11 protein-coding genes are annotated in these 13,638 nt (G+C 57.8%); 10 read left to right on the forward strand and 1 reads right to left on the reverse strand.

Features of this window, described 5'->3' with window-relative positions:
• Positions 1 to 75: 75 nt before the first annotated feature.
• Positions 76 to 228, reverse strand: a complete 153-nt coding sequence (locus M2336_RS18040; RefSeq protein WP_413715959.1) for an Arm DNA-binding domain-containing protein — start codon at positions 226 to 228, stop codon at positions 76 to 78.
• A 1,117-nt stretch (positions 229 to 1,345) separates the two neighbouring features.
• Here M2336_RS18040 and M2336_RS05170 point away from each other — a divergent pair.
• From M2336_RS05170 to M2336_RS05215, 10 genes are all read left to right on the forward strand, one after another.
• Positions 1,346 to 1,705: a hypothetical protein gene (locus tag M2336_RS05170; RefSeq protein WP_264592598.1), complete on the forward strand. Its 360-nt coding sequence runs from the start codon at positions 1,346 to 1,348 to the stop codon at positions 1,703 to 1,705.
• A gap of 56 nt (positions 1,706 to 1,761) precedes the next feature.
• The gene (locus M2336_RS05175; protein ID WP_264592599.1) at positions 1,762 to 2,016 is read left to right on the forward strand and encodes an RHS repeat domain-containing protein; all 255 of its coding nucleotides are present in this window, start codon (positions 1,762 to 1,764) and stop codon (positions 2,014 to 2,016) included.
• Positions 2,017 to 2,114: 98 nt separating this feature from the next.
• Complete coding sequence (locus tag M2336_RS05180; RefSeq protein ID WP_264592600.1) at positions 2,115 to 2,453, forward strand: hypothetical protein; 339 nt, start codon at positions 2,115 to 2,117, stop codon at positions 2,451 to 2,453.
• A 513-nt stretch (positions 2,454 to 2,966) separates the two neighbouring features.
• The gene (locus tag M2336_RS05185; RefSeq protein WP_264592601.1) at positions 2,967 to 7,295 is read left to right on the forward strand and encodes an RHS repeat domain-containing protein; all 4,329 of its coding nucleotides are present in this window, start codon (positions 2,967 to 2,969) and stop codon (positions 7,293 to 7,295) included.
• A gap of 645 nt (positions 7,296 to 7,940) precedes the next feature.
• Positions 7,941 to 8,255 carry a TrbC/VirB2 family protein gene (locus tag M2336_RS05190; protein WP_264592602.1) on the forward strand — a complete coding sequence of 105 codons (315 nt, stop codon included), beginning with the start codon at positions 7,941 to 7,943 and terminating at the stop codon, positions 8,253 to 8,255.
• 3 nt (positions 8,256 to 8,258) lie between these two features.
• Positions 8,259 to 8,543: a type IV secretion system protein VirB3 gene (locus tag M2336_RS05195; RefSeq protein WP_264592603.1), complete on the forward strand. Its 285-nt coding sequence runs from the start codon at positions 8,259 to 8,261 to the stop codon at positions 8,541 to 8,543.
• Positions 8,522 to 10,894, forward strand: coding sequence for a VirB4 family type IV secretion/conjugal transfer ATPase (locus M2336_RS05200; protein WP_264592604.1), 2,373 nt, complete (start codon positions 8,522 to 8,524; stop codon positions 10,892 to 10,894). Before M2336_RS05195 ends, M2336_RS05200 begins: the two co-directional genes overlap by 22 nt.
• Positions 10,894 to 12,081: a type IV secretion system protein gene (locus tag M2336_RS05205; protein ID WP_264592605.1), complete on the forward strand. Its 1,188-nt coding sequence runs from the start codon at positions 10,894 to 10,896 to the stop codon at positions 12,079 to 12,081. The genes M2336_RS05200 and M2336_RS05205 overlap by 1 nt, the downstream gene beginning before the upstream one ends.
• A complete protein-coding gene (locus M2336_RS05210; protein ID WP_264592606.1) occupies positions 12,078 to 12,857 on the forward strand; it encodes a virB8 family protein in 780 nt (259 codons plus the stop codon). The genes M2336_RS05205 and M2336_RS05210 overlap by 4 nt, the downstream gene beginning before the upstream one ends.
• Positions 12,854 to 13,558, forward strand: coding sequence for a TrbG/VirB9 family P-type conjugative transfer protein (locus M2336_RS05215; protein WP_264592607.1), 705 nt, complete (start codon positions 12,854 to 12,856; stop codon positions 13,556 to 13,558). The genes M2336_RS05210 and M2336_RS05215 overlap by 4 nt, the downstream gene beginning before the upstream one ends.
• Positions 13,559 to 13,638 lie beyond the last annotated feature (80 nt).

Raw genomic sequence — 13,638 nt, forward strand, 5'->3', positions numbered from 1 at the left:
TAAAGCTGCTGGAAGCATCCTGAAATCGCCCCCGCGGAGGAAACGAGATCAGCCCTTCGTTCTGAGCCGCCTTCGCTAACGAAACATCGTGCACCGAGCCGAGGCCTGTTCTCGACGCCGGCCATTCAGCCAGCACACATAGAGCCAAGACCGATTGCCCGAGTTACGCACGCGTAAATATAAACCGCCGCCGTCGGAATAGATTCCAGGTTTCGTGAGTCGCTCCACCTGCTTGACGTTTAGTTTGTTCGAGTGCGCAGCCCATTATCAGCTACGAGAGCGGTCTCGCGGGATCAAGTCATGAAATTGGTCATAAAATCGGCTCGGTTGTACGCGTTTCTGACGAACTGGCGCGACACGCGATTTCACGAAAACCGCAGTTTTCTCAAATGCTGTGGGTTCGCATTAGGTTGAGGGGGATCGCTGAGGTTCAGGATCTGGCGGAGACGGAGTCCGATAAACTATAAGGTCAAACTATTGATTTGCGTCTATTAATAATTTTATGGATAGTGTTAATCCCACACCTAGCCCCACACATTCGACTTCTTGTGCTGCAGATGCAGGCTGTCCGACCTTGCAGCGGGGCACCCGGCGGAAGTAATGGGAAGCAACAACCGCGAGCTGTAGAAGGCTAATTCTGCGCGCTGGGCGGAACTCGATGCTCAACCTCATGTTGAGTATCGTGGCGAGTGTGGGGCAAGCGGGTATTTCGGATTCGGGTAACCGCCCAATCCACTTGTCGCACGCACGCCGATTTCGCGTGTCTTTCGTCTCGTACTTAGCAAGATTAGGCGATGGAGATCGAAGTTTGGCGGATGCTCAAGGGCCCATTTAAGGTGTACGTCGTGCGCAAAGTGTGGGCCGGATGCACCCGAGAGGGTCTGGCATTGCGCGCTATTCCTCGAAAAAGATCTATTAATGCGGTGCTAACCGACCTTTTAGCTTCGCCTGCTTTCAACTCATCCAAACGGTCTGGAAGAAAAATCATTCAACTCAAGAGATTGTGCCTTTTAATTCCGGCAATTCTACCATATCAAGTGTGTGAAATATCGTCGTTATCCGAAGGGGGGGTGGATAACCGCAATGCGAATGATTTCGTTTCGAAATTCTACATTCCTGTCTCCATGGCTCGGCTTTGCCCGTGAGAAGTCATAGCCGAACTGTGCTTTCGGTGATGCGAGAGGCGCTGCGGCGTGCTCTTTTGTCGGCGCTATCTTTCGTGCAGCTTCAATAGAACTCTCTCATCTGCGCGCTCTATTTTTTGTTTTGCTGCAACGGGAGGGTCAGAATTTCGCAGCTCTTCGCGGTCTCTCAACCCCAGCTTACACCCGCTATTGGAGTTCGTATGAAAAGGTTGTTTGCGCTCTTAGTCATCGGTGCGCTCGCCGCATCGCCGGCGTCAGCAATTGTGTGCCAAGGCTTAGTCGGTAAAATTACCATGGAGCCAAATGGCGACACCTATGTGGGCTGGGGTACCTCCTACACCAGGATTTGCAATCCCGGCCAAAGCGTGAATGTGAATCGTGGTCCGACCTATGGAGGGGGAACAACAATCACGCCTGCTGGCTGCGCCGCCTTAGTTTCCCTGTTTATGACGGCGCGCGCAACAGGCAAGCAAGTCGCAGTGCATGTCGATCAAAGCTCGTGCGTTTTTGTTGACAATTATAACAACCCTTACCCATATTATTTTGATTTTCTGCCCTAGTTCAAATTTTAAGGCGGAATAGACGTCAATTTGTGATTTAAAAAAGGGGGCGACGCATGCTTTTCAGATTAGCGCTGGCTACTATCGTCTTCATAGTCCCGGTTGCCACGCGAGCGGCTGAGACCACAACGTACAAGTACGATGCCAAAGGCCGGCTCGTGGAAGTGAAGCAAACCGGCGGTCCGGCTAACAATGCGAGCTCCACCTATCAATACGATGCCGCAGACAATCGCACCAACGTGAAGGTTGACGCGCAGCGCCGGGTTGTAGTGGTCCCCCTCAACGGGTTTACGGTCATACCGCTGAACTGAGCTCCTCGTCGAGACGGGGTGAGATGTGGTCGCTTCCAGGGTGGCAGTGACTCAAGGATGACGTGTGGTCGTGTGGCAGAGCCACCGGAGAGCCTGCAATGACTTTTAGATCCTATCGTTTAGCGACGGCGGCGTTGCTGCTGCCGTTCATTACAGTTCCGGCCCAGGCGGGCAGTGCTGGAATGGGATCAATTTCGGGGGTCATCGCGCATCACGCCGGCGTGTTCTTTGAGCTCTCATCACCGCGAACGGCACCGCCGGCCTGCGCAAGCCAAAATCGTTGGCTGATAAACTCTGCGACGAACCAGGGTCAGGCGATGATTGCTGTCCTTCTGACGGCGCAGATGCAAGGCAAAAGAGTGGGCGTGGTTGGAATGGGATCTTGCGACGTCTGGACAGATACGGAGACGGTCGACCACTTTATTGTCGAAAACTAGCGAGTGTACTCGGGGGGGGGGCGAATGAGAATTTTCAGTTTGATCTTGGGAGCGCTGTATTGCTCTTTGGCATCGGGCTTGGCTTTGGCAAGTGATCAGGTGGCGAAGGTCAATGCTGCGGGAGCCGATAGCCTCGGCGGGCCGGCGGCATTTCTTCTCTCGGGCTCCAGAAGCGGAAAGCCTAGCTGCGCGACTGATGATGCCTGGGCGATACCGCAGGTTCCCAGCGATAACGCCAAAGCGCTCCTGTCTTTGGTCCTGACGGCTTTCGCGACAGATAAGGCTGTGCAGGTCGTGGGATCGGGTACTTGCCCGACCGATGCCGCTACGAGGGAGGCTGTGGCGTGGATTTGGATGACCAAGTAAAAACGTCGCCGATCAGCTAATATTGTTAACACGAATAGATCGTTGTTCATAAATCATTGGGGTGGTGAAATGAGTGGATGTGTAGCAGAACAACCGAGCCATTTCTCAGCTCGTTCTTCCGTCCGGCTTGCTGCAGCTGCGTTATTGATGAGTGTCAGCTCGCAGGCGCTCGTCGCTCAGACGATCAACGAGAATCCTGCTCCCGAGCGGAGCAGCGTCGATGCAAATAATGTCGAATTGACGTCGGGCACTTTCAGCGCTGCGCAACCAGAGGTGTCCGTCGGCGACCCCGGCCGCGGGGGTATGTCTTACGGACGTATCTGGGTCGACCAAGGGTGGCGCGATACGCTTGTGCCCACACTTCAGCCAAAGGGCTCTCTTGTTTACGTCAGTCTTGGTGCGTCGTCGGATGCCTTTTCGGTGTCTGGGTCGACATATGCCTCTTCAAGCCAGAATGGTGCCTCTCTGGTTCTGTCGGGCGCAACGTATATTTATACGTCACGAAGCGGCGAAAAATATTATTTCGATCGCAACCTGATGATAAATAATAGCCGTCCAGATTTAGGACTAGTGGTGAAGGCGGAAAAGGCAAATGGGGAAATTCGTCTTTTCCACTACAATCAACAATCAGTATACCCAGACCCTTTGTCAACTGAGCCATATAATTTTGTACGTTTGCAGTCGGTCACAAACAATCTTGGTTATCAGATTTTCTTCAAGTATAAATCTGACGGTGTTATCGCAATAGCGCCTGGCTCTGTGCCATGGGTCGTGATCGAGAGTGTTTCCGCTTTAAACAATGCAGTCGATTACTGCGCGCCCTTGGCGGTTTCTTGCAGCACAACGCAGCCTTGGATGTCCCAAACATACTCCGAGTCCGGTAATTCCATAACTGTCACGCGAGGGACAGAGCAATGGGCCTACACAAGCGAGTATGCGGGTACGCCTCAAAAAAATAGGCTGATCGGCGTGAAGCTCCCGGGCAGCGCTTCCAATGATATCGTCGTCAGCTATTATGCAGACAGTCGAGTGCAATCAGTTCAGAATGCCGGCGTCACCACGGGCTATCAGTGGGCGCTAAGTGGGTCGACGCTGACCGCTACGATCACCAATGCGGGATCGGGCCAGAGAGTTGTCACTTCAGCCGTGAACTCCGGCAATATTTCAAAGGACCGGAATGAGCTCAATCAAACCACTACCTACGGCTACGATAGCAATGGGCGTCTGACTTATATCGTGCCGCAAGATGGGACGATTTCAGGGAGTACGCCGACGGCAGGATACACGAAGTACACTTATGGCCCCCGCGGCAATGTCACCGAGGTGCGGGTTGTTTCGAAGACTGCTGGATCGCCCGCGGATATCGTGACCCTTGCTGATTACGATGCTACGTGCACGAATGTGGTTAAGTGCAACCAGCCCAACTGGACGCAGGATGCCAAAGGCAACCGGACCGACTACCGCTACAATGCTGCGGGTTTTCTGGAATCCGTGACCCTCCCGGCCCCAACCGGAACAGCGCGTTCAAAGACCACGTACAGCTATTCTGACCTTGCGGCCTATTACAAGAACAGCGCCGGCAACATCGTAGCTTCCGGCACAGGGACTGCCTCGCCAATCAAGGTGCTGACGCAGGTGTCGACCTGTCAGACCAGCGGGGTAACATCGCCGGATAATGCTCTGCCTTGTTTGAACGGCACTGACGAAGTGCGCACCGTGATCAACTACGGTCCTCAGACTGCAGGTGTCGGCAACAATCTGCTGCCGGTCTCGGTCACGCAGAGCAATGGTACAGGCTCGGTCAGTGCCACTACCACCAATGGCTACGATGCGATCGGCAATCTGATTACGGTCGATGGCCCGCTGGCGGGCTCGGCCGACACGACACGCTACCGCTACGATGCGGTTCGCCGCCTTCAAGGCGTGGTCGCCCCCGATCCAGATGGTGCAGATAGCCGCGTGCATGCAGCTGAGCGCTATACCTATAATCCTGACGGGCAGATCGCACTAAGAGAGGTGGGCACGGTCGCCGACCAGTCCGACGCAGCCTGGACGAGCTTCAACTCGCTGCAGCAGGTGGCGACGAGCTATAACGCGAACCACCGTGCCATCAGGACCGAGCTCAAGAGCGGCAGCACCGTGCATGCGGTGACCACCCAGAGCTATGATACGCTGGGTCGTCCCGACTGCACGGCGGTGCGGATGAATCCGGCTTTGTGGAGCACGCAAGGCGCTGATTGCACGCCCAACACCGCCCTTCCAGACGACAAGGACCGGATCACCAAATATGGCTATGATGCCATCGGGCGGATTCAGACCATCACCCAAGGCTATGGCATCACCGGCGAACAGGCTGTGGTGCAAACCAGCAGCTACACCCCCAATGGGCAGCTCCTGACCGTAAAGGATGGCGAGAACAATCTCACCACTTACGAATATGACGGCTTCGATCGCCTCGTGAAGACCCGTTTCCCGAACCCGACCAAGGGCAGCGGCTCGAGTTCCACCAGCGATTATGAACAGTTGGCCTATGACGCCAACAGCAACGTCGTGAACGTCGTCAACCGCAGCGGCCAGAGCCACAGCCTTACCTACGATAATCTCAATCGTCTGACATCGAGAGATCGGCCCGGCGCAGAGCCTACGATCTCCTATGGCTATGATCTGCTCGGCCGCATGACCAGCGCGAGCCAGACCGGCAATGCGCTTGGCTTCACCTATGATGCGCTGGGCCGCAACCTAAGTCAGACCGGGCCGCACGGGACGGTCTCTTATGAGTATGATCCAGCAGGGCGTCGGACGAAGATCACCTATCCCGGCTCGGGGCTGTATGTGGACTATGTGCGCGATACCACCGGACAGGTGACGAACATCCGCGAGAACGGCGCTACGACAGGCGTCGGCGCACTGGCGACCTACAGCTATGACAGCCTCGGCCGGGTCACCGGCATCGCCTTCGGCAACGGCACCTCACGCAGCTATGCTTATGATGCGGCCTCGCGGCTCGAGGGCCTGCAGATCGATCTGGCCGGCACCGGGCATGACCTTGTCCTGGGCAAGATCGCCGGCACAGGCACGGCCATCGGCTATAATCCCGCAGGCCAGATCAAGAGCATGCCCCGGTCCAGCGATGCTTATGCCTGGACAGAAGGTCGAAGCGTTGACCGCAATTATGCAAGCAATGGCCTTAACCAGTACTCGACCGTTGGCAGCTTGAACTACGCCTATGACACACGTGGCAATCTCATCAATGACGGCACGAGCAGCGAAAACTACGTTTACAGCAGCGACAACTATCTGCTCGCCGGACCGGGCGGTCGCACCTTCAGCTACGATCCGATGGGCCGGCTTTATGAGTCCTACTTTGTCGACGGCTCAACGGCGAAAACCACCCGCCGCGCCTATGATGGGCTTAACCTGATCGCCGAGTATAATGCCTCAAACGCGCTGCAGCGTCGCTATGTCCATGGCCCCGGCACCGACGATCCGATCGTCTGGTACGAGGGCTCAGGGACAACCGACCGCCGGTTCATGCAGGCCGATGAGCGCGGCTCGATCGTCGCAATCAGCGACAATAGCGGCGCCAACATCGTCATCAATCGCTACGATGAATATGGCATGCCGGGGAAGGACAATCAGGGTACATTCCAGTACACCGGCCAGACATGGCTGCCCGAGTTGCGCATGTATTACTACAAGGCCCGCATCTACTCGCCACCCCTCGGACGGTTCCTCCAGACCGATCCCATCGGCTATGCCGACGGCATGAACCTCTATGCCTATGTCGGTAACGATCCAGTCAATGCCGTGGATCCGAGTGGGTTAGCAACGGTGATCGATGGCCCCCCAATCATTATTACGAGCACGCCCATAGGCTTTTTTGATCTCGGCAGTATACTTCAGCATAATACTCTCATTGCTTTGCAGTTCGCATCGCAAGGTCTCGCTCAGATTTCTGCGCAAATCAAAGAGCCCGACCTCGTGGTAGTTGGGAAGAGACTGCCTAAAGACAGAAGCAAGAGCCAGCCGAAAACGGAAGAGAGCCTTTGGGATAAAGCCAAGGAACTGTACTGCTCGCTGCCGTCCCTAGGAGGAGGGGTGACAGCTGGAGGTTACGCAGGTCTCGGTGGTGGCGTTTCAGGTGAGATTGCGTTCGACCCGCAAAGCGGCAGGATTGGATTTTCAGGCGGCTTGAACGTCGGGGTGGGCGTGGGCTTTAGCGTTAGTGGAAATGGAACTATGTCGGCAGGGCGAAGCGTCGCAAATGGCTGGTCCGGAGGCGTAGGCGCCAATGCGAGCGTCCGTGTGCCTGGCGCGCGAGTAGGGGCTGCAGCGTCTCTAATTGGACCTGGCGGCTTCAATCCACGATTTAATGGTGTTTCTGCCGGTCTAGCGCCGGGTGTCGGCCTCACGGCGAATGCGAATCTCACCGCGAGAGGCGGCTGGGGCGGACAGGTGTTGCCGTCATGCAATTGAATGCTTTTCAGTCTCGATTGATATTTCGTGTCGCTCAGGCTTTATCTTTTCTCCCGTTCATAGAATATTTTGTCCAGAGAACGGGATGGTCAGTTCTCGTGGTGGCGATATTGTACATATGGCTGCTTTTATCATTCAAATGCCAGAATTGCGGAGCTCACCTCCTAGATAGATCGGTCGCTCCCAAGATCGGGAACAATTTGGATTTTATTAAAAATTGCCCTAATTGCGGCGAGCCAATGAAACTGTGAAGTGGAAATTTCAATTTGGATTTTTGTTGATTTTCTTAACAAAATATATATATTTTAAAAATATATTATTAAAGAAATTTACAGTTATGCGGAGCAAAATAGTAATTTTTCAGTATCTTGTTAATATTGATTCCCTGCATCATATGCCTACGTGATTAATTGCGCCAGATATTGGAAATTTCTGAGGCATCCGAAGATGAACCGAACCATATTGTGCAGGGTCTGTCATGTACGAGAGGCGAGTGAGCCGCTTCGCATCCAAGATTCTAGTCTCAGGAAATATTTAACGGGAACAAATTTTTGACTTTAAAAATGTGCATCACAAATTGCTTGAGTGCTGAGTCGCTGTTACGTCTTTGCTTAGGTTGATGGGGAACTCCAAATGATTAGGCAAATGCAACGCGCATTGCGTTTCGCAGTTCTTGCCCTCACAGTTAACGTTTCCGGCACGACGATGGCTCAAGACGCTTTTTCCGATCCAGCGGGCTCGGGCGTGCTTGTCTCTGCGATGCAATGGCTGCAGGGTACACTACTCGGCACAATCGCGACAGTTGCGGCGGTCATCGCCGTGGCAGTCGTGGGTTTCATGATGCTGACCGGTCGGATCAACTGGCGCTATGGCATCACGGTCATTCTCGGATGCTTCATCCTCTTCGGTGCGGCCAGCATCGTCGCCGGCATCCAATCCACCGCGACAATCGGTAATTGAGCGATGGAGGGCATTGAGCGCGACACGTTATTCGTGGCGTTGACGCGTCCGCAGATGTTCGCTGGCGTGACCTACAGCTACTTCGTGGCCAATGCTGTGCTGGCAACCGAACTGTTCCTGATTTTCCGCTCGCTCTGGGCCGTCGCCATCGCAATCGTCGTGCACCTGGCCGGGGTGCTGCTCTGCCTGCGTGAACCGCGCTTCTTCGACCTCTGGCTCACCCGTGTCGGCAGATGCCCGCGCGTCAGAAATTATGCGATCTGGCAATGCAACTCCTACCGCCCCTGACCAGGGACCGCAAAGTCATCGAGCGCGAGAAGCCGGTCGGTGCGCATCTGCCTTATGCGGCCCATATCGACGATCATACCATTGAGACGCGCGATGGCCTGCTCATGCAGACCATCCATTTGCGTGGGCTATTGTTCGAGACGGCCGACACCGAAGAGATCAACTATCGCAAGCGTCTGCGCGATGCGATGCTGCAGGCGATCGGCACATCACGCTTTGCGGTCTATCACCATGTCGTCCGGCGCAAGGTCGATGCGCAACTCCTGGCGGAGTTTCCGGATGCCTTCTCGCGGCAGCTGGATGCCGCATGGCGTGAGCGGCTCGCCACCAAGAGCCTCTACGTCAATGACCTGTTTCTGACCCTCATCCGGCGGCCTCTGCAGGGCCGGATCGGGGTGCTGGATCGCGTTCGGTCCTGGCTTGGCCGGGAAAGCTTCGATCGCGATGCAGCCGCGGCCTATGAGCGTCGCCAACTCGACACCGCGCGCGATGCGCTGCTGGCGGCCATGGGCAGCTATGCGCCGCGATTGCTCAGCGTCTATGATACGCCAAACGGGCCATGTTCCGAGCCGCTTGAGTTCCTGTCGAGCCTTCTCAATGGCGAGATGCGCCCGGTGCTGCTGCCGACCGAGGATATCGGACATTATCTGCCGTTCCGCCGCGTGAGCTTCGGGCAGGAGACTGTGGAGCTGGGCGCGTCGGGCGACCTGAAGCCGAGCTATCAGGGGTTGGTTTCGATCAAGGATTATCCGGCGCAAACCGCAGCAGGCATGTTCGACGAGCTTTTGCGCCTGCCCTTTGAACTGACGATCTCGCAGAGCTTCGGCTTTGTGGAGCGCCAGGCGGCGCTTGGCCGGATGAACCTTGCCCTGCGCCGGATGCGGTCGGCCGAGGATGAGGCTGTCAGCCTGCGCGGAGATCTCGCGCGCGCCAAGGATGAGGTCGCTGCGGGCAGGGCCGGCTTTGGCGAGCATCACATGACCATCGCGATCCGCGGCGAAAGCCCGGCGGCGGTGGACGAGGGCATTGCCGAGGTGCAGGCGGCCCTTGCGGACCTGGGCGTCGTGGCCGTGCGCGAGGACATCGCTCTGGAGCCCGCATTTTGGGCGCAGTTTCCGGGCAACTTCAAATATATCGCTCGGCGCGGCCTTGTTTCGACGAGCAACTTCGCCGGCCTTGCCAGCAGCCACAATTTTCCGTTGGGACAGGCGCAGGGTAATCATTGGGGACAGGCAGTCTCGCTGCTCGAGACGACTGCGGCGGGTCCATATTTCTTCAATTTCCACATGCGAGATCTGGGGAACTTCACGATCATCGGGCCGACGGGATCGGGCAAGACGGTGGTGCTCAACTTCCTGCTGGCGCAGGCCCGCAAGTTTCGGCCACGGACGATCTTCTTCGACAAGGATCGCGGCGCCGAGCTGTTCATCCGCGCGATTGGCGGGCGCTATGATCTGTTGCGCCCAGGCGAACCGTCCGGCCTCAATCCACTCCAGATGGAGGACAATGCCGCCAATCGCCAGTTCCTTATCGACTGGATCGCCCTGCTGGCGGGCGGCGCCGACATCGATGAGATCGCGCAGATCAAGGATGCGATCGATGCCAATTTCGCGCAACCGATCGAGCATCGCCGCCTGCAGCATCTGGTCGCGCTGTTTCGCGGCGGGCACCGCCCTCATGGTGGTGATCTCTGGGCGCGGCTCCGGCCCTGGTGGGGCGATGGCGAACGGGCCTGGCTGTTCGACAATGCTCAAGATCTGACGGACTTGTCTGCAGAGGTCGTCGGGTTCGACATGACGGCGATCCTCGATGATCCCGCCGCGCGGTCACCGGCGATGATGTACCTGTTCCACCGGGTCGAAGAGCGGCTTGACGGAACGCCAGCGATCATCGTGGTCGATGAGGGCTGGAAGGCGCTCGATGACGACGTGTTCGTGCGGCGGATCAAGGATTGGGAGAAGACGATCCGCAAGCGCAACGGGATCGTCGGCTTCGCGACGCAAAGTGCGCAGGATGCTCTGGAAAGTCGCATCGCCAGCGCGATCATCGAGCAGGCTGCGACGCAAATCTTCATGATCAATCCCAAGGCCCGCGAGGAAGATTATGTCGAGGGATTTGGACTGACGCGCCATGAATATGACCTCGTGCGGACCTTGCCGGATTCCTCGCATTGCTTCCTGATCAAACATGGCGGCGACAGTGTCGTCGCGCGCCTCAATCTGTCGGGTGAACATGACATCCTGACGATCCTGTCCGGGCGTGAGCGGACCGTTCGCCTGCTGGACGACATTCGCGCCCAGCATGGCGATAATCCTGAGGATTGGATGCCGCGCTTGCTGGAGCTGGCGTGATGGCCTGTCCGTCGCTCAGCTCAGGCGGTGATTTTGTTGGCGGCATGATCGCCTTCGTAGACTGTCAGGCTCAGTCCATCGGCGCACAGGGCTATCAGGCTTTGGCTGCGCCGGGTTCGACCCTGACATTGATCATGACCGCGCTGTTGACGCTGTTCATTGCGCTGTTTGGCTACCGGATGCTGCTGGGCCATGTTCCGACCGTGCGGGAGGGTGTGCTTGCGATGGTCAAGATCGGGATCGTCCTGGTCCTCACGACCAGCTGGCCTGCCTATCGCACCCTGGTCTACGACGTTGCGCTTCGTGCACCGTCCGAGATCAGCACACTGGTTGGCGGGGCGGCTCAGATCCCCGGCACGACCGGAGCGATGGTGAGCCGCCTTGAGGCAGCCGATCAGGCCCTGGTGGCGCTTGCAGGCGCGGGTGTTGGCCCGGTGAACATGGCGGATCGCGATCCAGCGCCGTTCGCGGGCTTTGATGCTTTTGCGTTCGGCGGCGCGCGGATCCTCTATCTCGTCGGTCTGATCAGTACGTTGGCGGTTCCGCGCCTTGTGGCGGGACTTCTCCTTGCAATCGCGCCACTGTTCGTCGCGTTCTTGCTGTTCGATGCGACCCGGCGTCTGTTCGAGGGCTGGCTGAGAGGCCTGATCGGTGCGATCCTGGCCGGGTTCGCGGCAATCATGATGCTGGGGGTTCAGTTGGCGTTGCTCGAGCCCTGGTTATCCAATCTCATGGCTTTGCGAGCTGCCGGCCGCGCTATTCCCAACGCTCCGGTCGAGTTGCTAGTCGCCATGAGCATCTTCTGCATCCTCTTCGTGGCAGTCCTTTGGATGATCGCGCGGGTGAGCGTCGGATTCAGCCTGGGGTCGCTCGGTCAGGCCATGACGCAATGGGTTGAGCCCTCAGGCCGGTCGGGTCGGGATGTTACGCTGGGGCAGATCGACCACAGCCCGCTCGCGAGCGAAGGCCGATCACGGGCGGCAGCCGTCGCCGACGCGATTGCTGCCGGCCAGCGGCGTGAAGCTGCAATGGTCGGCGGAGGCGCGCATCAGGCGGTGTTGCGTTCAACACCCCAGCTGCTCTCGCGAGAAGCGCATGTGCCGGCAAGCGCCCCGCTTGGCCAGAGTTACCGACGCAGAACCACCTCGCGAGTTTCGTCGAGCGCGGGTCGCAGGGATAAAACATGACAGAAGAAGCCAAACCCAAGGTCGAGCGCGAGACCTATTATCGTGAAGCGGCCAGTTGGAGCCAGGATCGACAGGATGCGCTGCAGTCATCGAGGCGGATGGCGTGGATCGTCGCGTCCGTGGCCGGAACGATCGCGGTCGTCGAAGGCTTTGCTTTGATGTTGCTGACGCCGCTGAAGAGCGTTGAACCCTATACGTTGCTGGTCGATCGTCAGACCGGCTATGTCGAGGCTCTCAAGCCGCTGGAAGCGCGCACCGTCACCGGCGATACGGCGCTCACCCAGTCGTTCCTGGTGCAGTATGTCATCGCGCGCGAAAGCTTCGACATGAGCGCGCTTCAGGATCGCTACCGCAAGGTCGCGCTCTGGTCAGCGGATAATGCGCGAACCTCCTATGTCTCTGGTATTCAGGCGACGAACCCGGATAGCCCGCTCAACCGTTATCCCCGGTCCACGCAGATCGAGACGCAGGTCAAGAGCGTCTCGCCGATGGGCCAGAATACGGCCCTCGTTCGCTTCGATGTACGACGCGTGGATCGGGGCGGCCAGACACGCAGTGCCACGCCATGGGTGGCGGTCATCCGGTTCCGCTATTCTGGCGCGCCGATGAGTGTCGAGGACCGCTATCTCAATCCGCTTGGCTTCCAGGTCGTGCACTATCGCAAGGATCCCGAGGCTTTGCCTGCACCTCCGAGCGTGGCGCCCGCTCCCTATGCCCCCAGCAATGCCATGGCGCCGCAGCCGACGGCTCCGGCAATGGGGGATGGTGGACAATGAAGCCCGCCTGGACGATCGTTGCGACCTTGGTTTTCTGCGCAGGCGTCGCCCACGCGCAGGTGCGGCCTTATTCTGCGGGCGGCGATCCACGCTTCCAGATCGTGAACTATCGCGCCGAGCAGGTGGTGCAGCTCCAGACCGCACCCGGCTATCAGCTCAGCGTGGAATTTGCTCCGGACGAGCGGATCGAAAGCGTCGCGGTCGGCGATAGTGGCGCTTGGCAAGTCACCCCCAATCGTCGTGGCGATCAGCTGTTCATCAAGACCGTTCAGGCCGGCACGACCACCAACATGACGGTGGTGACGGACGCGCGTATCTATCTGTTCGATCTATACCCGCTGGATCGCGTGTCACCCGACATGGCGTATCGAGTCCGCTTCATCTACCCACGCCCGCCCGAGGATGTGCAGCAGGCGGTTCCTGACGAAGAGATCGTGGACGCCTATTACACGTTGCGCGGTGACAAGACGTTGCGGCCGATCGAGTTGAGCGACGATGGCGTGCACACCTATATCGAATGGCCACCCAATGTGGCGATGCCGGCGATCTACATGGTCGACGAACGCGGCCAGGAGTCATTGGTCAATGGCATGATGCGGGATGGCTTTTTCGTCGTCGATGCCATCGCACCGCGCCTGGTGTTTCGGATCGATCGCCGGAGTGCTTCGGCAATCCGGCGCTTGCCCAAGGCCAAGCGCTGATGGCTGGCGAACAGAACAGTCCAGCAAACACGGCTCCCGAGGCGTCGGGGGAAGCAGATGTTCGCCCGTCCGTGGCCCTT

Source organism: Sphingobium sp. B1D7B (genome assembly GCF_025961965.1).
Taxonomy (GTDB): Bacteria; Pseudomonadota; Alphaproteobacteria; order Sphingomonadales; family Sphingomonadaceae; genus Sphingobium.